Source organism: Loktanella sp. PT4BL (genome assembly GCF_003201935.1).
Lineage (GTDB): Bacteria > Pseudomonadota > Alphaproteobacteria > Rhodobacterales > Rhodobacteraceae > Yoonia.
In genome coordinates this window covers 659,803-683,808 of record NZ_QJJL01000001.1, presented here as the reverse complement: position 1 = coordinate 683,808, position 24,006 = coordinate 659,803, and the positions used below count along the sequence as shown (strand labels likewise).

The following is a 24,006-nucleotide window of genomic DNA, read 5'->3' as shown; positions in this document are numbered from 1 at the left end:
CCACACATGAAACTGTATTTGACAACCGCCGTCCTCAGCTTCGCGGCAGCCAGCGCCTTTGCCCAAACCACCGTCCAAAGCTGTGAGCGCGAGGTGACTTTCGACGCCCCGCCAAAGGCCGCCGTGTCCAATGACATCAATCTCACCGAAATGATGCTGGTGCTGGGACTGACCGACCAGATGGTCGGCTACACAGGCATTTCCGGCTGGAACAAACTTGACGAAACCATGCGCGCAGGGGTCGCGGAACTGCCAGAACTCTCCGAACAATACCCCTCCAAGGAGGTTCTGATCGGCGCGGAGGCGGACTTCTACTTTGCGGGCTGGAACTATGGCATGCGCGTGGGTGGCGAAGTGACCCCCGAAACGCTCTCTCCCTTTGGCATCGCGGTTTATGAACTCACGGAAAGCTGCATTCACATAGGAGGGACAGGCGCGCGCACCGCTGCGTCAATGGACGACATGTACAGTGACCTACGCAATCTTGGCGCAATCTTTGGTGTGTCGGACCGCGCCGAGGCGCTGATCGCGGATTACCAGGCGGAGCTCGCGACTTTCCTCGCCGACCTGCCCCCCCTGGCTTCACCGCCCCGCGTCTTTGTTTACGACAGCGGCGAGGATGCGCCCTTTACGGCAGGCCGCTATGCCATGCCAAACGCACTGATCGCAGCAGCAGGCGGTGAGAACATTTTGGATGAACTCGACAAAAGCTGGACCACCGTCGGCTGGGAGGCCGTTGTCGAGGCAAACCCCGAAATTATCGTCATCGTAAATTATGGCGAAGTGACTGCTGCGCAAAAACGCGACTTCTTGGTGTCCAACCCTGCCTTCGCGAACCTCGACGCTGTCAAGAACGACCGCTTCGTTGTCCTCGAATATGTTGAGGCAACACCGGGCCCGCGCAACATCGAGGCCGTGAAAACACTCGCTGCAGCATTCCGCGTCAATTAACAGATGGATGAGGCGCGCAGACAGACCACCACGCTCAACCCCCAGAAGGCGAGACTGCGGCTGACCTTCGGGCTGGGGTTTGTCTTGCTTTTTCTATCGCTCTCTACGGCGGTCAGTGTCGGTGCGGTCTCGGTCCCGCTTCCGACGGTCTGGGGGATATTGCTGCATAAAGTCGCGCCTTTCCTGATCACCCCTGACTGGTCCGCCGGGCGCGAGGCCATCGTCTGGGACATCCGCTTTCCCCGCGCGATCCTAGCCTGTCTGGTTGGCGCGGGCCTCGCCATCGTCGGGGCCAGCCTGCAGGCAGTGACGCGCAATCCGCTGGCCGATCCGCATTTGTTAGGCATTTCCGCAGGCGGGGCGTTTGGCGCGATCCTCGCGCTTTTACACACAGGGCTTTTCCTTGGGCTGCTCACAGTGCCGTTGATGGCCTTTCTTGGTGCACTCGGCGCCACATTGATTGTTCTCGCGGTCGCGCAATTTGCCGCCACCACCACCGCCGACCGGCTGGTGCTGGCTGGCGTCGCGGTCTCTTTCATCGTGATGTCCGCCGCGAATGTGCTGATCTTTCTGGGCGATCCGCGCGCTGTGCACACCGTCGTTTTCTGGATGCTTGGCGGCCTCGGCCTCGCCCAATGGAGCCAGTTGATTTATCCGCTGGCGATCCTTTTGGTTTGCGGCGCCTACCTTTGGGCCAACGCTGGCAACCTTAACGCGATGACGATCGGGGATGAGACTGCGGCCACCTTGGGCATTCCCGTAGGCCGGTTTCGCCTGACGATCTTCGTGGTCGGCGCACTGATCACGGGCGTGATGGTGGCGTTTTCAGGGATCATCGGCTTTGTCGGCCTGATGATCCCCCATATCGTACGCCTAATTGTGGGCGGCGATTACACCCGCGTACTGCCTGTTTCTGCCATCTGCGGTGCGATCTTTCTGCTTTGGGCGGATATCATCGCACGCACAGTTATGGCCCCCGACGACATCCCGATCGGGATCGTCACCGGTCTGATCGGCGGTGTGTTCTTTGTGTGGCTATTGCGGCGCAAGCCGCTCTAGCCACATTTGGAATACCCGCAAGACCCGCAAGTCATGCAACCCTCAACCATGCGCAGGTCGTAAGAGCCGCAAGACGAGCACGCCTTGCCACGCGGGCCACCATTGATGGCGACAACATCCGCCTGAGGATCGGCTTTCAGGCCCATGCCCTCGCCTGCCAGGAAACCGGTAGCGACCATGTGTTTTTCAATGACACCACCAATCGCGGCCAAAATAGACGGCACATATTTACCCTGCATCCACGCGCCACCACGCGGATCGAACACGGCCTTGAGTTCCTCAACCACGAAAGACACATCGCCCCCGCGCCGGAAAACCGCCGAGATCATACGCGTGAGCGCCACGGTCCAGGCAAAGTGTTCCATGTTCTTGGAATTGATGAAAACCTCAAACGGTCGCCGATGGCCCGCGATGACCAGATCGTTCACAGTGATATAGATCGCATGCTCACTATCGGGCCACTTGAGCTTATAGGTCGCGCCTTCCAACTCCTGCGGGCGGTCCAGCGGCTCTGACATGTAAACAACCTCGGCGCCCTCGCCTTCATGGCGAACCTGAGCGGGAACCTCGGACGGCGATGCCTCTTGCGAAACCGACAGGACCGATCCGGTCACATCATTCGGACGGTAGGTGGTGCAGCCTTTGCAGCCCTGATCCCATGCAGCCATGTAGACCTCTTTGAAATCATCGAAGCTGATATCCTCGGGACAGTTGATCGTTTTGGAAATCGAGCTGTCGATCCACTTTTGTGCCGCCGCCTGCATCCGCACATGATCCAGCGGGGCGAGCGTTTGGGCATTCACAAAATAATCGGGCAAAGGTGCATCACCTTTCAGGTCACGCCACAACTGGACTGCGTAATCCACAACCTCTTCCTCGGTGCGCGAACCATCTTTTTGGAGAACCTTGCGCGTGTAGGCGTAGGCAAACACAGGCTCGATGCCTGAGGACACGTTACCCGCATAAAGGCTGATTGTGCCGGTCGGTGCAATCGACGTCAAAAGCGCATTTCTTATGCCATTTTGACGGATTGCTTCTTTTACGTCCTCATCCATGTGCTGCATGGCACCACTGGCAAGGAACTTCTCCGCATCGAAAAGCGGGAAAGACCCCTTTTCTTTGGCAAGCTCCACAGAGGCCAGATAGGCCGCCCGCGCGATCTGGTGCATCCATTTATCGGTTTGCGCTGCCGCCTCTTCCGACCCGTAGCGCAGGCCGACCATCAGCAGCGCATCGGCCAGCCCAGTGACACCCAGACCGATGCGGCGCTTGGCCTTGGCCTCGGCCTGCTGTGCCTCAAGCGGGAACCGCGAAGCATCCACAACATTGTCCATCAACCGCACGGCTGTCGCGACGAGATCGGTCAGGGCATCCTCATCCAAAGCGGCCGCATCTTCAAACGGGTCGCTGACCAGACGCGCCATATTGATAGAGCCCAGCAAGCATGCGCCATACGGTGGCAGGGGCTGTTCACCACAGGGGTTCGTTGCCGCAATGGTTTCACAATAGCTCAGGTTGTTCATCTGGTTGATCCGGTCGATGAAAATCACACCCGGTTCAGCATAGTCATAGGTCGAGCGCATGATCGCATCCCACAAATCGCGCGCGCGCACTGTGCGATAGACCTGCCCACCAAAGACCAGATCCCAAGATCCGTCTGCTTTCACCGCATCCATAAAGGGGTCAGTGATCAGCACGGACATATTGAACATGCGCAAACGTGCAGGATCAGACTTCGCCGTGATGAAATCCTCTACATCAGGGTGATCACACCGCATTGTTGCCATCATCGCGCCGCGGCGCGAACCGGCCGACATAATCGTGCGGCACATCGCATCCCAAACATCCATGAAAGACAGCGGGCCCGACGCATCTGCCGCGACTCCCATGACGCTGGCACCCTTGGGACGGATCGTCGAGAAATCATAGCCGATCCCGCCACCCTGCTGCATCGTCAGCGCCGCCTCTTTGAGCATGTCAAAGATGCCCCCCATGCTGTCAGGGACTGTGCCCATGACAAAACAGTTGAACAGCGTCACCGACCGCGCCGTGCCAGCCCCTGCCGTGATCCGGCCCGCAGGCAGATATTTGAAATCTGAAAGAGCATCATAGAATTTGCCTTCCCACTCTTTGGGATCATCCTCCACTGCGGCCAAGGCACCCGCGATGCGCCGCCATGTATCTTCGACCGTTTCGTCGATCGGCGTACCGCCCGCATCCTTGAACCGGTACTTCATGTCCCAGATTTGTTCAGCAATAGGGGCGGAAAACGCGGTCATGGCGGGGAATCTCCTCATCGGTACAGGCAAGACTTGCATCTTACGTGCTGGGTGTTTGGTTGGGAATGGCTAAAGCAGATCAAAATTGCCGCAGCTCGACAATACCACATATAGCGGTTGATTTCCAATATGCCACCACATAAACCTTTTTCCAGCCAGGCCTTGCCACGCAGCTTATCCACGTTAACTACCACTTATCCCGGGGGGGATTGATGTCGAAAACCGTCCATATCCTGAAGCTCTCTGTCGGCACCGAAACGGTCGCCGATCTCGCTGCATGGCAGGCAACGGCGCGTGCACAGACCCAAGACGGGCTGCCACGCCACATCACCCGCATGTGGCCGAAACGGGCTGAAGAGATCCTGAACGACGGATCGATCTTCTGGGTTATCAAAGGCGTGATCCTCTGCCGTCAACCCATTGCGCGACTTGAAGAATACATCGGCGGCGACGGCATCCGCCGCTGCGCCATCGTATGCAAACCGGGCCTGATCCGCGTCGAGGCCACACCGAAACGCGCCTTTCAGGGCTGGCGGTATCTGACCGTAGATGACGCCCCCCGCGACCTGCCTGAAGGCCGGCAGGACGAAGAGGCCCTGCCACCCGAACTTTCCAAGGCTCTTGCTGCCATCGGTGTCCGCTAGGCAGGCGGCAAACCCTGTGCCATGATCCGCGCAGGAGGAGCCCCGCATGACCATTTTCACAAGTCCCTATCCCGACGTCCCTGCAACAGACCTGACGATCACCGAGCGTGTTTTTCAAAACCTTGAAAGCCGCCCCAACGACGTTGTGCTAACTGATGGCCCCAGCGGGCGCAGCATGACCGCCGCCGCATTCATGGATCAGGTCAAACGCATGGCGGGAGGATTGGCCGCAGCAGGCTTTGGCGCAGGGCATACGGTGGCGATCATGGCCCCCAACATGCCCGAGTATTGCGTGGTCTTTCATGCTGTCGCCTGGGGCGGTGGGACAATCACAACGCTGAACCCGACCTATACCGCGAGCGAGGTCGCCCACCAGATTCGCGATGCCGGTGCCGAACTTCTTATTACGATCCCCGACTTCATGGAGACCGCTCAGAAAGGCGCAGGTGAAACCCCAATTATCGCCATGGGCACGCCGGAATACATGGCTCTTTTTGGCGATCCGATCACCGAGCAGGTGCCCGTCGATCTGGATGATTTCACTGTCGTACTGCCCTATTCCTCCGGTACCACGGGCCTACCCAAAGGTGTCATGCTCTCGCACCGCAATCTTGTGATCAATGTCGATCAATCCATCGTCGCCGCCGATTTCCAGACGGGCGAAGTAACTGCCGCCTTCCTGCCTTTCTTCCACATTTACGGTATGACCGTGCTCATGAATATCCATCTCGGTGGCGGCGGCGCTTTGGTGACAATGCCACGCTTTGACCTGCCGCTATTTTTGCAAATCAGCCAGGACTACAAAGCCCAGCGTATGTGGGTCGTGCCCCCTGTCGCCCTTGCGTTGGCCAAACATCCGCTCGTCGATGACTATGACCTATCAGGGCTGCAAGAGGTATTCATCGCCGCTGCTCCTTCCGGCGCCGATCTCTCCGACGCGATTGCAGCGAGGCTGGGCTGCAACGCGCTGCAAGGTTATGGCATGACCGAACTCAGCCCCGTCTCCCACGTGGTTCCGCGTAGCGCCCCGCGGTCAGGGGCGGCAGGCGTGACCGCGCCAAACACAGCCTGCAGGATTGTCGACATAGAGACCGGCCAAGACCTGCAAGCGGGCGAAGAAGGCGAACTCTGGATCAAAGGCCCACAAGTCATGCAGGGCTATCTCAACAACCCGCAGGCCACCGAGCAAACCATCACCCCGGACGGATGGCTACGGACCGGTGACATCGCGAAAATTGACGAAGATGGCTATATGTTCATCACCGACCGCCTGAAAGAACTGATCAAATACAAAGGCTTCCAAGTTGCTCCGGCAGAGTTGGAGGCCATGTTGGTCGCCATGGACGGCATCACAGACGCTGCGGTTGTTGGTCTGCCAGACGATGAAGCGGGCGAACTGCCCGTGGCCTTTGTCGTGGCAGGCGATCCTGCCCCCGATCAGGCCGCGATCAATGCTCATATCGCGGCGCGACTGGCCACTTACAAGCAGCTCCACCAGGTCTATTTCGTGGATGAGATCCCGAAATCCGCATCCGGCAAAATTCTGCGCCGTTTCTTGCGGGACAGATTGCAAGGCTGACACTGGACGCCCCGCCTGTGCCTTCTATAGTCAGGCACGACAATGGCATCCAAGGGCGCAGTATGAAACCAGCATCTTCCCGCGCGGCCCGCAGGCTCGCCCAGAAAAGCAATACATCAGGCGCGATCACTGTCGCCGATATTGCCGCGCGCGTGGCCAAAGCCCGCGTCAAAGGTGCCGCCAAAACGCAAGAGGATCGCGCCAAACGCATCCTCTCCTCTTTCCTGCAAACCGCCCAAACCTACGGCATGCCCGCCAAAGAAGTCATTGCGGAAATGGCCAGTGGCAAAGCCGCATGGCGACTGGGCCACGCTGTCCGTGACGAGATCATGAAAGCCCCTCCCGAGGCCGTGACAAACGCGGCCTGCACGCAAGGGTGTGCCTTTTGTTGTATCCTCTCGGGTGGCGAGGGCGGCGTCATTACCGCCTTTGAAGCAGCACAACTCCACAAAGCCGCAAGTCCGCTTGCAGGCCAACCCGATGGCCGCGCATGGCACCCACAGGCCTGCCCCGTCCTTGACCCCGAAACACGCAGTTGCCGCGCCTATGAAGCGCGCCCGATGATCTGCCGTTCATTTCTGTCGACGGATGCCGAAGCCTGCGAAAGCAATGCCGCGGGCGGGACCGAGAAGGGTGCAGGACTCCTCGGTAGCCATCTGGATTATCTGGTGATTCATGCCCTGTGCCGGCAAGCCCTGAAAGGTATCACACAGGTCCACAGCTATAGCATGGCCGCGACGGCAGCCTCTGCTGTTGCTGGCGATGACACTGAAACCGGTCTCACGAAAGCCCGCCACAAACCCTCGGCCCTGGAGATCGCGTGCCGTGACGCGATCAGGGCCGCGCAGGCCTAAATGCCCAGCACCAACTGCAGCGCTTTCAGCTTCTTGCGTTGCTCATCGGTCCAGTCATTGCGCCGCCCGCGAAACAGGGTCGCCTGGGACGCATGAATCAGCCCGTCATCCAAGATCTTCAAACCATTGGCGCGCAGTGTTTCACCGGTCGAAGTGATATCGGCAATCGCCTCGGCAGTCTCATTCTTGACGGTCCCTTCGGTCGCGCCCTGACTATCCACAATCTGATAATCTGCCACGCCCTGCTCGCGCAAAAATTCACGCACCAGACGGTGGTATTTCGTCGCGATCCGCAGCCGGAACCCGTGTTTTTGCCGAAACGCTGCCGCAGTTGCATCCAGATCATCCAGCGTATTCACATCAACCCAGGCCTGCGGGACCGCGACAATCAGATCAGCCCCGCCAAAGCCCATCGGCGCAAGTTCCGCGACACGGCTGTCCCAATTGGCCAGCTTCTCGCGCACCAGATCAGACCCCGTCACACCAAGATGGATATTCCCTGATGCCAACTCACGCGGGATTTCCCCAGCGGACAACAGCACCAGTTCAAGCCCCTCAAACCCGTCAACAGCCGCCGCATATTCACGATCAGAGCCTGATTTACGCAGGCTGATCCCGCGCGCACCAAACCAGTCAAAGGTCTTTTCCATCAACCGCCCCTTGGACGGCACACCCAGTTTCAACATCAGCGCAACCCCAAAGCCAGATCAGGGCGGATCACACCGCCCACAGCAGGCACTGCTCGGCCCTGCCCCAAGCGCGCCGTCAGCGCATCATAACGGCCACCGGACGCCACGGGCGGCTGGTCCGGACGATCAATGGCGTAAAATCCGAAAACAAACCCGTCATAGTACTCCAGCGATGTGCGCCCGTAACTGCCTTCAAACTCAAGGCTGTCAACATCGACGCCGTGGTTCGACAGCGCCTCAAGTCTGGCGTTCATTGCGGCCACGGCATCACCAATCGCAGGCATATCGACCGCAATATCGCGCAGGGCACTCAGGACATTTGGCGCCGTCTCACGCAAACCCAAGATCGCATCGATCACCGCGATTTCTTCGGTGGCAATCGGTGGCGCCGCCGCATCGGCACGCAGCGCATCAATGCGCGCCTGCACTTCCGCACGGGTGCGCAACCCGATTTCCGGGCCTGCCTGCGCAAAAGGATCGTCCGCAGCCAAAAGAGCCGCCCGTGCAGGCGGCAAGGCACCGCTGCCAAACCGCTTCAACAACGCGCGAAACCGCTGCGGCCTCCAGATATGGCGCATCAGCGCCGCCTTGCGATCATCAGTTGTCCGCAACCCGCGCACCGCCGCCATCAGCACCCCGATATCACCTGTGGCAGCCCGTACAGGAAGCCCGGCAAGCCCCTCTGCGATAGCTGCAAAAACCTCCGCATCGGCACCTGCGGGGTTAGCACCGTCAAAGACTTCATACCCCACCTGCACGAACTCATTCGCGCGGGTTTCATCGACTTCCTGCTTGCGAAACACCTTTCCGGAATAGGTGTAGCGGGCGGGGTCTGCACGGGCCTCCATGTGCATCTGCACAACAGGCACTGTGAAATCAGGGCGCAGGACCATCTCGCCGCGCAATGGATCAGACGTCAGATAGGCGCGCGCGCGGATATCCTCGCCGTAAAGATCAAGCAAAGTCCCGGCCGATTGCAGCACGTCTGCCTTGATCACCTGCGCGCCCTTGGCCGCAAAGAGATCACGCAGACGCCGGGCTTCGGTCAATGTGGCGGGTGAGGTCGGCATCAGCTGTGCGTGTCCAGAATTTCGCGGACCTTCGCAAGCATCTGGTCGCGCGGCACTTCGTATTGGCTGGGGCGATCCTTCCACTCTTCCAGCGTCGCGTTCTTGGCAATCTCGGCACCAAGGATCAGGTCCTTGATCTGCACGATGCCTTTGTCGAATTCATCACTGCCCGCGATGATCGCGACAGGCGAAGCGCGCTTGTCCGCATACTTCAACTGATTGCCAAAGTTCTTGGGGTTGCCCAGATAGACCTCGGCACGAATGCCCGCATTGCGCAGTTCGGCCACCATGGTCTGATAATCCGACATACGGTCGCGGTCCATGACGGTCACGACAACAGGACCCACAGCCGTCTGATCCATACGTCCTTTGGCGCGCAACGCGGCCAGCAAACGGTCCACACCAATCGACACACCCGTAGCAGGCACTTCTTGTCCGGTGAAACGCTTGACCAGATCGTCATAGCGGCCACCGCCAGCGACAGAACCGAAATTGCGGGGACGGCCTTTTTCGTCGGTGACTTCGAAGGTGAGTTCGGCCTCGTAGACAGGACCTGTGTAGTAGCCGAGGCCACGGACAACGGAAGGATCAATCTCGATCCGCTCGGCGGTATAGCCCTGCGCCGCCAAAAGTGCCGCAATAGTCTCTAACTCTTCGACGCCTTCGACACCAAGCGCTGATCCGGCCACCAGTTCATGCAACCGTGCAACGGTCGCCGCACCCGTATCGCGCTTGGCTTCCATAAAGCCCATGACGACCTCGGCCTGCGCATCCGCCAGCCCGGCACCCTTAGTAAAATCACCGCTGGCATCCTTGCGGCCTTCACCCAAGAGCGCGCGCACGCCTTCTGGCCCAAGACGATCCAGCTTATCAATCGCGCGCAGCACAATCCCGCGCTCAGCCTCTTTGTCGTCACCGGACAGCCCCGCGACTTCCATCACACCATTCAGTACTTTGCGGTTGTTCACGCGGATAATGTAATCCCCGCGCTCGATCCCCACAGCCTCCAACGTATCGGCCAGCATCGCGCATATCTCGGCATCTGCAGCCACGGATCCCGCCCCGACTGTATCCGCATCACACTGGTAAAACTGCCGGAACCGCCCCGGTCCGGGCTTTTCGTTGCGCCAGACAGGGCCCATCGCATAGCGACGGTAGGGTGACGGCAGATCATTGCGATACTGTGCCGCGACACGCGCCAGAGGGGCCGTCAGATCATAGCGGAGGGCAAGCCAATCGTTGTCTTCTTCCCATGCAAAGACACCCTCGTTCGGGCGATCCACATCGGGCAGGAACTTGCCCAGCGCCTCGACCGTCTCAACGGCGGATGTTTCCAAGGCATCAAACCCGTAGCGATGATACACCCCTGCAATCGTGGCAAGCATCTCATTACGCGCGGTCACATCCGCGCCGAAATAATCCTGAAACCCTTTGGGCGTCTGCGCCTTGGGGCGGGGCTGTTTCTTGATCTTGGCCATAGGCTTGGTCCTGCCGGTCACTTCTGTTCCAGCGCCGTTTAACCCGCCATTGTGACAGGGGCAATGCAGTCGGGTGCGGATCAAGGCAAAGCCCTGTCATCATCTTGCCAAAAATACTCAAATTCCGATCGCTGACACAATCCGCGGCACGGCCCTTTTCGCGGCATCGTTGCAGCGCTATGATGCGGCCATGACAAGCATCACGCACCTTGAAGAAAAGATTGCCCACCTGACCCGCACGGTCGAGGATCTGTCGGATATCGTCGCCCGTCAGGAAACCGAATTGGCTGTGGCGCAACGGCGTTTGGCGATGCTGATGGAACGCGAAGCAGGGCGTGAAATGGACGCGGGCGGCACGGTCCCCCTGGCCGACCAGCGGCCGCCGCACTGGTAGAGGCTGAACCCCATCGGGGCGGGTTTTGGAGAACTGGGCCATGAGAGCCATCTCTTGTTTTCTCGCCTCCGCGCTGAACTTGTTGGCTCCGGTAAGCGCTACGGCCCAAGAAGACATGCGGACCGTGCAAGTCCGCTTTGCTGCCGGAAGCTCTGGCACGACGATCACCGACACGATCACAGGGCGTGAAGTCGTCCTCTACAAAATCGGGGCCGAGGCCAGCCAACGTATGCGCATCACTCTCATTCCTTCAAATCTGGCCACGTATTTCAATCTCTACACTCCCGGTACTGGCCCCGGGGATCAAGCATTGGCTGTTAGTCAGATGACGCCAGAGCTGAATGCCTTCGACGGGGCCCTGCCTCTATCGGGCGAATATACGGTCTCGGTCTATATGATGCGCAGCGCCGCGCGGCGGGGTGAAGTATCTGACTATACGCTGACCATCGACATCAGTGGCGACACAGGCGCCGTTGTCCAGGGGGATTTTGCCGACGGGCTGCAGGGCGGACCCGATTTCTATCAGGTCGCGACGTCCGGCAGTACGCTGAACCTGCGCGGGGGTCCGTCCGTGGGGGCGGACCGTCTCGCCCGCCTGTCCAACGGTCAGATCCTGCGCAACCTAGGTTGCCGCATGGCCGAAGGACGGCGCTGGTGCAAGGTCGCGACGCTGGCTGATCCCGGCATTGAGGGCTGGGCCGCAGGTGACTTTCTTGTCGAAGCCAGCGGTCAAGCCACACCTCCGGTCCGACCCAAGGGAACGTTACGCGTCTCTGATCATCCTTCGCGCGAAATGGCATGGACGTCATGGTGCCTCTTGCAGAAAAGCGGCACCACACTATCGAGGCGCAATCCAGCTATTGTTCGAGATGGATCATCTGCGCAATCATGCGGCCTTCAGCGGACTTCAGGCTCATACGTGCCAGTGGTCCGAACTCGGCGAAATCCTGTTCCAGCTCTGGAAACAGCGCGAATATCTCGTCCCGTTGCGCATCATCCATGCCGGAAATGCCCACATGTCCTGGGTGGAAGCTCTCACAAGGGGCGCCATCAGCATAGACGATTTCGTGCTGATCGAACATCATGTGGAAATAGGTCACCGTGCCCCCTTCGCGGCGCAGGATCCTCTTGTCATCAACCAGATGCTTTGCCGCCACCAGCACCTCAGCGACGCCGAACAACAACTCGGCCTGCCAGCCACCCAGTAACACGCGGTGCTGCGGCGACAGGACAAGCGGCCTGTCGTTTCCAAGCACATCTGCGGCAATCACGATCGGTGCGAAGCGGCCGACGGCATCAATGGTCCGCGACCCGATCCAACGAATCGGCTGCAGGCCATTATCCTTTGTGCGCACAAGATCCCCCACGCAGAGGTCCTGCACTGCAACCTTGCCGTCTTTCGTGTCAATCAGCGTGTCATGCGCAAAACAGACGATGTCGCCCGTAAAATCGCCCAAACCGATCGCGCCTGACCGAATCCCGTTACTGCTGTTACCCGAAAACGAGATCACCACGCTGACAACGGGCGAGCCGAAGGTCACCGAAATGGAGTCCGCGGCACCAGGGCCGTCAACGTCAGCAGAACTGGTATCGGTCGCAGCGACTGTATTTGGGTCCAGCAGGACGTGATAACTCTCCAAATTCGAAAAAATCGGCGTAACCGGATTGCCATTTGCATCCAAGGCCGTGATCGTCACGACATCCGACCATCCATTGGCAAGCGCATCGAGGTCGAAAATTTCGAAAGACAGATTCTTGACACCGTCATCGAAATCCAAGGTGAGGTTGGACGATTCTCCTGCGGGGACCCGCTGAGCAAAAATCGACCCACCAAAGTTGCCGAAATAGCCCGGATTGTTGGCGCCGCCCGAGCTTGATGCCGTCGACGTAAACGTCGTTGTATTTCCTATCCCCGGCCCAGACGTATTGGTGAGGGTCGTGGTCCCGTTCGGACTTGAAAAGGTTGTCCAGTCAAAAAGAAATGGCATCGCGGCTACCTGATTAAAAATACGTTTTGCAGGCTATTACATTTAATTTAGACCATGTTAAGGAGCCGTGGAACTATCCTAGACTAAAAGAGATAAACAGCGCGCTAATCTGCCACATTTTTTCCAGCGCAAGCACGAATAGGGTCAAAAAATGCCTATTGTTACTTTACCTAGGGAAACCTCTGAACGGTTAAGTCCACGGATTCAAGCTCTTGGCCAGACGCATCCGGTCGAACTTTTTCCGGCCAGCAAGATTGTCATGGGCATCGTTTTCACAACCGCAGAAACCAAGGAATTCGGCGGCGAAGGTGGCGAAGCGATGGTTCTGGCAGTCAAAGATATGGCTGCACTCAGCGCCGCCATTCCTGAATTCGAAGAGGAACGCAGGAACTATTGTGTGATCAATCATGCGAAAGCTATCGCAAGGCTTGATCCCTTTGCCTAGGCGTCTTCCACTTCAATGACGCCGCCCAAGCTCCGCAGCGCGCCTTTGATTTGTGGATTGACCGGAAATTCTTCGCCAAGATCAAGCTCGACCTCACCGGGGAGATCGTCGCGCATCAGGCAAAAATAAATCGGCCCCCGCGCGGCACGCACAGCCCCCTTGGAAGCATTCTCAAGCACTGTGGCAACCGAACCGATGACTTCGGGCCCATCAATAAACACCCGCAAACCCGCACCTCCTGCATCGGCGACCACCGCATCCACAGGCCCTACCGAGCGCCCCAAGAGCTTGAGTTGATCCGCCTCCATCGTGGCCTCACATGTCAGGACGACCTGACTGCCAGTCTCAAGGAATTCACGGGCGTTTTCCAGGACATCTGAAAACAGCGTCACCTCATATTGGCCGGTCGGATCAGACAGTTGCGCGAAGGCAAAGCGGTTGCCGCGCGCCGATTTACGTTCCTGCCGGCCTGACACGGTACCAGCCATCTTCACCACACATGCCCCGCGCTCGGCCTTGGCGATCACTTCGTCCAGCGTCAAAATCTGCTTGCGCTTGAGCGCGCCCATATAGTCATCCAGCGGATGACCCGATAGATAGAAACCGATGGCCTTGAACTCTTCGGCAAGCCGCTCGGCAGGCAACCAGTCTGCGCCATCCATCAGCCGTGGTTCCGGCAAATCCTCGCCCGCATCCCCGAAGAGCGAAACCTGATTTGAGGATTTCTGGTCATGAATCGCCGCGGAATAGGCGGTCAGCGCATCAAGGCTCATCATCACGCGGCGGCGGTTCGAATCCAGCACATCAAAGGCCCCTGCCCGCGCCAGCATTTCGAGTGACCGTTTGCCAACGCGCTTGAGATCACAACGGCGCGCAAAATCGAACAGGTTCACAAATTCGCGGTCCCCGCGCCCTGCGACGACCAGCTTCATCGCCTCGACGCCAACGTTCTTCAACGCGCCCAGCGCATAGACAAGCTTTTGATCTTTCACATCAAACGTCGCCTGAGAGCGGTTTACACAAGGCGGGGTGTATTCAATCCCAAGGCCTTTCTTGACCTCCTGAAAATACACGCCCAGCTTGTCGGTCAGATGGATATCGCAGTTCATCACACCGGCCATGAACTCGACCGGATGGTTCGCTTTCAGCCACGCGGTTTGATAACTGACCACCGCATAGGCCGCAGCATGGGATTTGTTGAAACCGTAGTTGGCGAATTTTTCGAGCAGGTCGAAAACCTCGCGGGCTTTCTTGGGCTCAACCCCGTTGGCCTTGGCGCCCTCTTCGAATTTCGGACGCTCCTTGGCCATTTCCTCGGCGATCTTTTTACCCATCGCGCGGCGCAGCAAATCCGCACCGCCAAGGCTGTAGCCCGCCATGACCTGCGCGATCTCCATCACCTGTTCCTGATAGACGATGATACCTTGGGTTTCCTTGAGAATATGGTCAATCGAAGGGTGGATCGACTCCAGTTCCCTTTGGCCGTTCTTGACCTCGCAGTAGGTCGGAATGTTCTCCATCGGGCCGGGGCGATAAAGCGCCACAAGCGCCACGATATCCTCGATACAGTTTGGTTTCATGCGCTTGAGCGCATCCATCATACCGCTGGATTCCACCTGAAACACAGCCGTTGTCTTGGCGCTGGAATAAAGCGCATAGGATTTTTCGTCATCCAGCGGGATCGCCCCGATGTCGTATTCAAAACCTTCAGGCGCATCATAAAGCTTGGTGCCATCCGCCGCGACATTCAGCGGGCGGCCAGTCTTTTTCACCAGTTCCACCGCGTTCTGGATGACAGTCAGGGTTTTCAGGCCCAGAAAGTCGAATTTAACCAGCCCCGCCTGTTCGACCCATTTCATATTGAACTGGGTTGCGGGCATGTCTGATCGCGGATCCTGATAGAGCGGCACCAGTTCGTCCAGCGGACGGTCGCCAATAACGACACCCGCCGCGTGGGTTGAGGCGTTGCGCAACAGTCCTTCGACCTGCTGGGCATAGGTCAGCAGGCGGTCGACAACCTCTTCATTCTTGGCCTCTTCGCGCAAACGCGGTTCATCGGCCAGCGCCTTTTCGATGGAAACCGGTTTCACCCCTTCCACAGGGATCATCTTCGACAGACGGTCCACCTGCCCGTAGGGCATCTGCAGCACGCGGCCCACGTCCCGCACGGCGGCCTTGGACAGCAGCGCACCGAAGGTGATGATCTGTCCTACTTTGTCGCGTCCGTATTTATCCTGCACATAGCGGATCACCTCTTCGCGGCGGTCCATGCAAAAGTCGATATCAAAGTCAGGCATCGACACACGTTCAGGGTTCAAGAACCGTTCAAACAGAAGCGAATAGCGCAGAGGATCAAGATCGGTAATCAGCAGCGCATAAGCCACAAGGGACCCCGCGCCAGAACCACGGCCCGGCCCCACGGGAATCCCCTGATCCTTGGCCCATTTGATAAAGTCGGCCACGATCAGGAAGTAACCGGGAAACCCCATACCTTCGATGATCCCAAGCTCGAATTCGAGCCGCTTTTCATATTCGGCCACATCGGCTGCATGCGGGATGACGGCAAGACGCGCTTTCAGTCCCTCTTGCGCCTGACGGCGCAATTCCGCGACCTCATCATCGGCAAATTTCGGCAGGATCGGCGCGCGCTTATATGCCTTGAAGGCACAGCGCCTGGCAATTTCGACGGTGTTTTCAATCGCCTCGGGCAAATCGGCAAAGAGCGTCGCCATCTCTTGCGGTGATTTCAGATAGTGCTGCGGTGTCAAACGGCGACGCGGCTCTTGCTGATCGACATAGGCACCTTCAGCGATGCAGATCAGCGCGTCGTGCGCTTCGTAGAGTTCGGTTTTGGGGAAATAGACGTCATTGGTGGCCACCAGTGGCAGGTTCTTGGCATAGGCCATCTCGATATGACCACGCTCTGACAAACGCTCGGCCTCGGGCAAGCCATCACCGGGGTGCCGCTGGAGTTCGACATAGAGCCGGTCGGGATAGATTGCGGCCAGCCTGTCGAGGAATGCTTCGGCTTTGGGCCGCTGGCCTTGCCGCAGCAGACGGCCCACTGGCCCATCGGGGCCACCTGACAAACAGATCAGACCCGTGTGGTATTGCGCCAGTTCTTCAAGCGTGACCTGCGGCAACTGGCCCTGCGCATCCAGATAGGCGCAAGAGTTCAGCTTCATCAGGTTCATATAGCCCGCTTCGGATTGCGCCAGCAGCACGATCGGTGCGGGAAGTTCAGGCCGTTTACCCGGTTCTGCGGCAAGATACGTCACATCCAGCTGACAACCGATGATCGGTTGCACCCCTGCCTTGGATGCCCCTTCGGAAAATTCCAGCGCGCAGAACATGTTATTGCTATCCGTCACTGCGACAGCAGGCATTCCCATCGCCGCAATCATGTCAGGCAGTTTTTTGGTCGGGATCGCACCTTCCAACAACGAATACTCGGTGTGAACGCGCAGGTGGATGAATCGGGGATCAGAGCTCATAGACGCAAGGTAGCGAAAGCCCGCGGCGCTGCAAGCGCGGAAGCGTGCCATTGCTCATCACTTAGCCGATTGACTAACTTTATTGACAATCGGTGCTTGCCGGTGAAATCTCACCCACATGACGAAGCAACTTGATTCCTTCTTCGGCGCGATGGCCGATCCAACCCGCCGCGCTGTCATTGAGCGGCTGGCTTCCGGCCCTGCCAGTGTCAGCGAATTGCACGCACCGCACAAAATGGCGCTGCCCACATTCATGCGGCATCTCAAGGTGCTCGAAGACACTGGAATCGTCCGGTCCATCAAGAAGGGTCGTGTGCGCACCTGCCACATCGAGGCAGCTCCGCTGATTGCCGCACAGGGCTGGCTCGCGTGGCAACGCGAGATTTGGGAGAACCGGATGAACAACCTCGATGCACTGGCCCATAAGATCGCGGCAGACGAAAAGGATATTTAGATGCCACTTGATACAAAATCATTCGACATGCACCGTTTGCTTCCTCTGCCAGCGGACCGGCTTTGGCAGGTTCTGACAGATGCCAAAGAGCGCGAGAAATGGAACGGGCCGGATGCATCTACCCTTTTGGAGACCGATGCCGCCGATCTGCGTGTAGGCGGAGTGGATGTGCACCGGTTCGGGCCTGTTGATGCGCCCGAGTTTCTTGTGGAAACCCGCTGGTACAATCTGGCAGCACCGGAACGCGCCGTGTTTACGGAGACTCTGATTTTCGGCGGTGAAGCCGTGTCTACAAGTCTTGTCACCTATCTGCTGGAAAGTAAGGGCGCGCAAACCGCATTGAACATCACCGTAGCAGTCTCGTCCTTCTCTGGTCCCGATACGCTTGATGAAGTACAACATGGCTGGGCGGGCGCATTGGAAACCCTGACAAGCTTTGCCCAAAGCATTGGGCAATCGACCTAGCCAACTGCCACCAGAATAGGCATCTGCCGACTTATCCCGCAGGGTTCTTGTAAAATGCCTTGCCAAACGATCCCGACACGGGTTTCATGACGTGTGGAAAAGGGCTGATGTCTACGTCGCATCGACATCGTAGCGCCCTGACAGACATTCGGTAAGGCGACGGGTTTAAATCATGAACGTCACGTTTCTTCTCAACGGGGAAACCGTGCAGGTGGAAGCGGAGCCGACCCGCACCCTGCTAGAATGGCTGCGCGAGGATCAGGGTCTTTGCGGCACCAAGGAAGGCTGTAACGAGGGCGATTGCGGGGCCTGCACTGTCATGGTCACGGACGCGGACGGCGCGAAAGCACTCAATGCATGTATTCTCTTCTTGCCGCAATTGCATGGCAAAGCCGTGCGCACTGTTGAAGGGATCAGCGCGCCGGATGGCACACTGCACCCTGTCCAGCAGGCGATGATCGACCATCACGGATCGCAATGCGGGTTTTGTACGCCGGGGTTTATTGCCGCGATGGCAACTGGGCACCTGCAAGGGCGCGCCGATCACAACGATGTGCTGGCTGGTAACCTGTGCCGCTGCACCGGCTATGCGCCAATCGTTCGGGCGGCGCAGGCGGCGGAAACCGCACAGGTGCCCGCATGGATCAGGGATGAGACCCCCGCTGTTGATGGCGTCCCATACGCGCCGGAAACCTTGGATGCGTTGGCCGACTGGTACGCCTCCAACCCTGACGCGACGCTGATTGCGGGTGCGACGGATGTCGGCCTCTGGGTCACCAAGCAGCTGCGGGACCTGCCCAAAGTCGCTTTCCTGAACCGCTGTGCATCGCTGCGCGAGATTACCAAAACACAGGACGGCATTCATTTCGGGGCTGCCGTCACAATGACCGAAGTTCTCGCGACCATCCGCAAAACACACCCCTCTTATGCCGAAATGATCAGGCGTTATGGTTCCGAGCAGGTGCGCAATGCGGCGACCATCGGCGGGAATATCGCGAACGGCTCGCCCATCGGCGACAATCCACCCGCGCTCATCGCACTTGGCGCCACCTTGCACCTGCGCCACGGCACCAAGACGCGTGATCTGCCAATCGAGGATTTCTTCATCGCCTACGGTAAGCAGGACCGCGCCCCGGGCGAGCTGGTGACCGGCGTGACGCTGCCCAAGAACGCACCAGCGCTGCGCTGCTATAAAATCTCGAAACGCTTCGATCAGGATATTTCAGCGGTTTGCGGCTGCTTCAATGTCACTGTTGTAGACGGCGTTGTCAGCGAGGCACGCATCGCCTTTGGCGGCATGGCGGGCACCCCGCACCGCGCGCATGGGGTTGAGGCGGCGCTCATCGGCCAGCCGTGGACATCAGCGACAATCGCAGATGCCGCTGGCCTCTTCGCGCAGGACTACACGCCCATGTCCGACATGCGCGCCAGCGCGAATTACCGCCTGAAGCTCGCGCAGAACCTGCTCCAGCGCTATTTTGCGGACCTCAGCGGTCAGGCCACCTCTGTTTTGGAGGTGAAAGCATGAGCGTTGCCACCCCCCTCCCCCATGATGCCGCGACCCTGCATGTGACGGGAACTGCGCGTTACATCGACGATATCCCGACACCGGCCGGCACGTTGCATCTGGCTTTTGGCATGGCCGAGATCGCCTGCGGCACCGTTCGCGCGATGAACCTTGAAAAGGTGAAGAGCGCCGCCGGTGTTGTCGCTGTGCTGACGGCAGATGACCTGCCCTTCGCCAATGATGTCTCGCCATCGGCACATGACGAGCCGCTGCTGGCGACGGGGCGTGTGCATTATTACGGACAACCCCTCTTTATGGTGGTCGCACAGTCGCATCTGGCGGCGCGCAAGGCTGCGCGGTTGGCGACCATCGACTATGCCGAAGAAACGCCGATCCTGACAATCGACGATGCGATCGCCGCCGATAGCCGCTTTGAAGACGGCCCCCGCATCTGGACCAAAGGTGATGTGGAAAGCGCCCTGAACACCGCGCCACATCGCATCACGGGCACCATCAACATGGGCGGGCAGGAACACTTCTACCTTGAAGGTCAGGCCGCCTTGGCCCTGCCGCAGGAAGGCGGGGACATGGTCGTGCAGAGTTCGACCCAGCACCCCACTGAAATCCAGCATAAGGTGGCTGAGGCACTGGGCGTTCCGATGCATGCTGTGCGCTGTGAAGTACGCCGCATGGGGGGCGGGTTCGGCGGCAAAGAGAGCCAGGGCAACGCGCTCGCGGTGGGTTGCGCCGTGGCCGCGCGGCTGACAGGCAAGCCATGCAAAATGCGCTATGACCGTGACGATGACATGATGATCACCGGCAAGCGGCACGATTTCAGGATCACCTATGACGCAGGCTTTGATGGTGAGGGGCGCCTCACAGGCGTTGATTTCACCCAGATGACGCGGTGCGGTTGGGCGCTTGATCTGTCACTCCCCGTGGCCGACCGCGCGATGCTGCATGCCGACAACGCCTATCATCTGCCTGCCGCGCGGATCACTTCGCACAGGCTCAAGACCAATACACAGTCCGCCACCGCCTTTCGCGGCTTTGGCGGCCCGCAGGGGGTTTTGGGGATCGAGCGGGTGATGGATCATATAGCGGCCGAACTGGGCCTTGATCCTGTCGTGGTGCGTCAGCGCAATTACTATGCCGGAATGCAGGCCGAAGGGCCGGGAACCGGCAAACGATTTGGCGCGGAGCATTCGCCAAAACCCGCCGTTCAGACGACGCCCTACCATATGCCCGTCAAGGACTTCATCCTGCATGAGATGACCGAGGCGCTGCTGGCGTCATCCAACTATCACGCCCGCCGCGCCGCCATCGCCGAGTGGAACGCGGGCCATGAGGTCCTCAAGAAAGGCATCGCCTTCAGCCCTGTGAAATTCGGTATTTCCTTCACGCTGACCCACCTCAATCAGGCGGGCGCGCTGGTGCATGTTTATCAGGACGGCTCGGTGCATATGAACCACGGCGGGACGGAAATGGGCCAAGGGCTGTTTCAGAAGGTGGCGCAAGTCGCCGCCCACCGCTTTGGCATAGACGTTTCGGCGATCAAGATCACCGCCACGGATACGGGCAAGGTGCCCAACACCTCGGCCACGGCGGCGTCATCGGGCACAGACCTGAACGGGATGGCGGTGGCCAATGCCTGCGATATCATTCGTGACCGGATTGCGGCCTGTCTGGCGGAACTGCACCAGACGGATGCCGCCAGCGTGCGCTTTGAGAACAGTCGTGTCTTTGTCGGTGCCGCGCAAATGAGTTTCGCCGAAGCAGCGCAGACCGCGTACCTGAACCGCGTCAGCCTCTCCGCGACCGGATTTTACAAAACCCCCGATCTGGCATGGGACCGCATCAAGGGCACCGGTACGCCGTTCTTCTATTTTGCCCAAGGCGCTGCGGTGACAGAGGTGGTGATCGACACGCTGACAGGGGAAAACCGCATCCTGCGCACCGATATCTTGCATGATGCGGGCGCATCGCTGAACCCCGCACTGGATATCGGGCAGGTCGAAGGCGGCTATGTCCAAGGTGCCGGGTGGCTGACCACCGAAGAGCTGGTCTGGGACGACAAGGGGCGCCTGCGTACCCATGCGCCTGCGACCTATAAGATACCCGTCTGTTCGGACCGGCCCGATGTGTTCAACGTGGCTCTTTGGGATCAACCGAACCCCGCCCAGACGATCTACCGCTCCAAAGCGGTGGGTGAGCCGCCTTTCATGCTGGGCACTTCAGCGTTTCTCGCGTTATCGGATGCGGTTGCCGCCTGCGGCAACGCCTACCCTGACCTGCAGGCCCCTGCGACCGCCGAAGAAGTGCTGCGCGCTGTGAACAGGGCGCGCGCATGACGGCAATTCGCATCACGGTGACGAAAACCGCGGGGTCCGTGCCGCGTGAGGCAGGCACGCAGATGCTGGTTTGGGCGGACCGGAGCGAAGGGACCATCGGGGGCGGCACGCTGGAATGGGAGGCGATGGCCGAAGCACGCCGGATGCTGCGCGATGGACGGCAAAGCCATAATGCAACAGTACCGCTGGGCCCCGCACTCGGCCAGTGCTGCGGCGGATCGGTCAGCCTGTTGTGGGAAGAGGCGGAAGCGATGACCACCCCCCCTGCCCGTCCGCTCTGGATTTATGGCGCAGGGCACGTCGGGCGCGCTCTGGTCAACGTGATGGCACCTTTGCCGGATTTTGAGATCACTTGGGTGGATACAGGCCCGGAACGCTTTCCGGAGACCGATGTCACAACTCTTGTCGCCAAAGACCCTGCCCTGATTGTGAAACATGCCCCCACTAATGCCGATCACCTGATTCTTACCTATAGCCATGAAATCGACCTCGCCCTCTGCCACGCGCTGCTGAACCACGACTTTCACAGTGCAGGATTGATCGGATCTGCGACGAAATGGGCGCGATTCAGGTCGCGCCTCGCGGCATTGGGGCATACGCCCGCCCAAATCTCGCGCATCGCGTGTCCAATCGGGGATCCCGCACTTGGAAAACACCCTGCGGCGATTGCACTTGGCGTCGCAACTGCGATGATTAGCCCTCAGGCACGCCAGACAAGGGAGCGCACTGCATGACGGAACCGCTGTTGCGCTTATGGGGGCTGACCAAAGCCTATCCCGGTGTTGTCGCCAACAAGGACGTCTCCTTTGATATCGGGCGCGGTGAAGTCCACGCACTCTTGGGCGAGAACGGGGCCGGCAAATCGACACTGGTCAAAACCATCTACGGATTGGTCAAACCTGACAGCGGGACGATGACATTGGAGGGCGAACCCTTCCAGCCCGCCGAACCCCGCGCGGCCCGTGCGGCAGGCGTTGCGATGGTGTTCCAGCATTTCTCGCTTTTTGATGCGATGAACGTGGCCGAGAACATCGCGCTTGGCATGGAAAACCCGCCGCCCCAGGCCGAGATTGCAGCACAGGTGCGGCAGGTATCGGATCAATACGGTCTGCCGCTTGATCCGGACAGGATCGTAGGAGAGCTGTCTGCAGGCGAGCGCCAAAGGGTCGAGATTATTCGCTGCCTTTTGCAGGACCCCAAGCTTTTGATCATGGATGAGCCGACATCGGTCCTTACCCCGCAAGAGGTGGCAATCCTTTTCGAAACGCTGCGCAAGCTCAGCCGCGAAAGCACGGCGATTCTCTATATCTCACACAAGCTCGAAGAAATTCGCGCACTGTGTGACAATGCCACGGTCCTGCGGCTGGGGCAGGTCGTCGGCACCTGTGATCCGCGCACGACCTCGGCGCGGGATATGGCAGAACTGATGGTGGGCAGCACGCTGCATGTGCCGCACAAAGAAGACAAGCCTGCAGGTGAAACCGTTCTGGCACTCAAGAACCTGAGCGCGAAAGCACCGCATCGTTTTGGCACGCCTTTGCGGGATATCGTCCTGGAGGTGCGCAAGGGCGAGGTGCTGGGGATTGGTGGCGTTGCCGGTAATGGGCAGGATGAGCTGGTCGCGGCTCTATCGGGTGAAATGAAGACAGCAAAGGCAATGATCCACTATAAGGGCCAGCCCATCGGCAACCTTGCACCCAATGCGCGGCGCAAGATCGGCATTCTGGCCGCTCCAGAAGAACGGATGGGCCATGCCGCGGCACCTGATATGAGCCTCACGGAAAACGCGATCCTGACAGCCATGACGCGCGAGAAACTGACGACAAACGGGTTCCTGCATTGGGCCAAAGCACGGAAATTCGCCGAAGGGGTGATTGCCGCTTTTGACGTGCGCACGCCGGGGCCGCAAAATGCGGCGCGGTCACTGTCCGGCGGAAACCTGCAGAAATTCGTAATCGGCCGCGAGATCATGCAAGCCCCCGAGGTGCTGGTCGTGAACCAGCCGACATGGGGTGTTGATGCATCAGCGGCAGCGGCGATCCGGCAGGCGCTGCTGGATCTGGCGGCCAAAGGTGCGGCCGTGATTGTGATCAGTCAGGATCTGGACGAGTTGATGGAGATTTCCGACCGCTTTGCTGCGTTGAACGAAGGGCGGCTTTCAGCGCCGCGTCCTGCTGCAGGGCTGACTGTGGAAGAGATCGGTCTGATGCTGGGTGGAGCCCATGATATGGAGGTAGCGCATGTTGATGCGTAAGGATGCCTCCGGCGGAAGTTTGATTGGACATGGAAAGTCAGGGGGCTGCGC

Annotated in this window: 19 protein-coding genes and 1 pseudogene; 14 read left to right on the top strand and 6 right to left on the bottom strand. The window is 59.2% G+C overall.

Features of this window, described 5'->3' with window-relative positions; translation table 11 throughout:
- Window positions 1-6 precede the first annotated feature (6 nt).
- Together C7964_RS03300 and C7964_RS03295 are read left to right on the top strand one after the other, a co-directional pair.
- Window positions 7-951, top strand: a complete 945-nt coding sequence (locus C7964_RS03300) for an ABC transporter substrate-binding protein (protein ID WP_110278228.1) — start codon at window positions 7-9, stop codon at window positions 949-951.
- 3 nt (window positions 952-954) lie between these two features.
- Window positions 955-2,010, top strand: a complete 1,056-nt coding sequence (locus C7964_RS03295) for a FecCD family ABC transporter permease (RefSeq protein ID WP_110278227.1) — start codon at window positions 955-957, stop codon at window positions 2,008-2,010.
- On the opposite strand, the gene C7964_RS03290 is transcribed toward C7964_RS03295, so the two are convergent.
- The gene (locus tag C7964_RS03290) at window positions 2,007-4,289 is read right to left on the bottom strand and encodes an adenosylcobalamin-dependent ribonucleoside-diphosphate reductase (protein ID WP_110278226.1); all 2,283 of its coding nucleotides are present in this window, start codon (window positions 4,287-4,289) and stop codon (window positions 2,007-2,009) included. The two genes, C7964_RS03295 and C7964_RS03290, sit on opposite strands and share 4 nt — an antisense overlap.
- A 212-nt stretch (window positions 4,290-4,501) precedes the next feature.
- Here C7964_RS03290 and C7964_RS03285 point away from each other — a divergent pair, with 212 nt between their 5' ends.
- The 3 genes from C7964_RS03285 to C7964_RS03275 all read left to right on the top strand — a co-directional run bounded on the left by C7964_RS03285 (window position 4,502) and on the right by C7964_RS03275 (window position 7,366).
- Window positions 4,502-4,933: a DUF1489 family protein gene (locus C7964_RS03285; protein ID WP_110278225.1), complete on the top strand. Its 432-nt coding sequence runs from the start codon at window positions 4,502-4,504 to the stop codon at window positions 4,931-4,933.
- A 46-nt stretch (window positions 4,934-4,979) separates the two neighbouring features.
- Complete coding sequence (locus tag C7964_RS03280; protein ID WP_110278224.1) at window positions 4,980-6,512, top strand: AMP-binding protein; 1,533 nt, start codon at window positions 4,980-4,982, stop codon at window positions 6,510-6,512.
- 62 nt (window positions 6,513-6,574) lie between these two features.
- On the top strand, window positions 6,575-7,366 hold the full coding sequence (locus C7964_RS03275) for a YkgJ family cysteine cluster protein (RefSeq protein ID WP_110278223.1): 792 nt from the start codon (window positions 6,575-6,577) through the stop codon (window positions 7,364-7,366).
- Here C7964_RS03275 and hisG read toward each other — a convergent pair.
- Genes hisG through hisS form a run of 3 tightly spaced genes read right to left on the bottom strand, consistent with a single transcriptional unit; the run spans window position 7,363 to window position 10,603 of the window.
- Complete coding sequence (gene hisG / locus C7964_RS03270; RefSeq protein WP_076661009.1) at window positions 7,363-8,052, bottom strand: ATP phosphoribosyltransferase; 690 nt, start codon at window positions 8,050-8,052, stop codon at window positions 7,363-7,365. The genes C7964_RS03275 and hisG overlap by 4 nt on opposite strands.
- A complete protein-coding gene (locus C7964_RS03265; protein ID WP_110278222.1) occupies window positions 8,052-9,125 on the bottom strand; it encodes an ATP phosphoribosyltransferase regulatory subunit in 1,074 nt (357 codons plus the stop codon). The genes hisG and C7964_RS03265 overlap by 1 nt, the downstream gene beginning before the upstream one ends.
- Window positions 9,125-10,603 carry a histidine--tRNA ligase gene (hisS, locus tag C7964_RS03260; protein WP_110278221.1) on the bottom strand — a complete coding sequence of 493 codons (1,479 nt, stop codon included), beginning with the start codon at window positions 10,601-10,603 and terminating at the stop codon, window positions 9,125-9,127. Before hisS ends, C7964_RS03265 begins: the two co-directional genes overlap by 1 nt.
- A gap of 190 nt (window positions 10,604-10,793) precedes the next feature.
- Between hisS and C7964_RS03255 the strand changes: the two genes are divergently transcribed.
- Both C7964_RS03255 and C7964_RS20315 read left to right on the top strand, forming a co-directional pair.
- Entirely contained in the window at window positions 10,794-10,997 is a 204-nt protein-coding gene (locus C7964_RS03255) for a SlyX family protein (protein ID WP_110278547.1), read from the top strand.
- Between the two features lie 40 nt (window positions 10,998-11,037).
- Window positions 11,038-11,652, top strand: a pseudogene (locus tag C7964_RS20315) (SH3 domain-containing protein); the annotation flags it as partial.
- A gap of 202 nt (window positions 11,653-11,854) precedes the next feature.
- Here C7964_RS20315 and C7964_RS03250 read toward each other — a convergent pair.
- A complete protein-coding gene (locus C7964_RS03250; RefSeq protein ID WP_110278220.1) occupies window positions 11,855-12,985 on the bottom strand; it encodes a Hint domain-containing protein in 1,131 nt (376 codons plus the stop codon).
- A 259-nt stretch (window positions 12,986-13,244) separates the two neighbouring features.
- On the opposite strand from C7964_RS03250, the gene C7964_RS03245 reads away from it, so the two are divergent.
- Window positions 13,245-13,430 (top strand): hypothetical protein, encoded by a 186-nt coding sequence (locus C7964_RS03245; protein ID WP_110278219.1) that lies wholly within the window; start codon window positions 13,245-13,247, stop codon window positions 13,428-13,430.
- Here the strand turns inward: C7964_RS03245 and dnaE are convergent.
- Window positions 13,427-16,924 carry a DNA polymerase III subunit alpha gene (gene dnaE, locus C7964_RS03240; RefSeq protein ID WP_110278546.1) on the bottom strand — a complete coding sequence of 1,166 codons (3,498 nt, stop codon included), beginning with the start codon at window positions 16,922-16,924 and terminating at the stop codon, window positions 13,427-13,429. The genes C7964_RS03245 and dnaE overlap by 4 nt on opposite strands.
- A 118-nt stretch (window positions 16,925-17,042) precedes the next feature.
- On the opposite strand from dnaE, the gene C7964_RS03235 reads away from it, so the two are divergent.
- From C7964_RS03235 to C7964_RS03210, 6 genes are all read left to right on the top strand, one after another.
- Window positions 17,043-17,378 (top strand): ArsR/SmtB family transcription factor, encoded by a 336-nt coding sequence (locus C7964_RS03235; RefSeq protein ID WP_110278218.1) that lies wholly within the window; start codon window positions 17,043-17,045, stop codon window positions 17,376-17,378.
- Window positions 17,379-17,843, top strand: a complete 465-nt coding sequence (locus C7964_RS03230; protein ID WP_110278217.1) for an SRPBCC domain-containing protein — start codon at window positions 17,379-17,381, stop codon at window positions 17,841-17,843. It abuts the gene before it with no gap.
- Window positions 17,844-18,015: 172 nt separating this feature from the next.
- The gene (gene xdhA, locus C7964_RS03225; RefSeq protein WP_110278216.1) at window positions 18,016-19,371 is read left to right on the top strand and encodes a xanthine dehydrogenase small subunit; all 1,356 of its coding nucleotides are present in this window, start codon (window positions 18,016-18,018) and stop codon (window positions 19,369-19,371) included.
- Window positions 19,368-21,701, top strand: a complete 2,334-nt coding sequence (xdhB, locus tag C7964_RS03220) for a xanthine dehydrogenase molybdopterin binding subunit (RefSeq protein WP_110278215.1) — start codon at window positions 19,368-19,370, stop codon at window positions 21,699-21,701. The genes xdhA and xdhB overlap by 4 nt, the downstream gene beginning before the upstream one ends.
- On the top strand, window positions 21,698-22,435 hold the full coding sequence (xdhC, locus tag C7964_RS03215) for a xanthine dehydrogenase accessory protein XdhC (protein ID WP_110278214.1): 738 nt from the start codon (window positions 21,698-21,700) through the stop codon (window positions 22,433-22,435). Before xdhB ends, xdhC begins: the two co-directional genes overlap by 4 nt.
- Window positions 22,432-23,955 (top strand): ABC transporter ATP-binding protein, encoded by a 1,524-nt coding sequence (locus C7964_RS03210; protein WP_110278213.1) that lies wholly within the window; start codon window positions 22,432-22,434, stop codon window positions 23,953-23,955. The genes xdhC and C7964_RS03210 overlap by 4 nt, the downstream gene beginning before the upstream one ends.
- Window positions 23,956-24,006 lie beyond the last annotated feature (51 nt).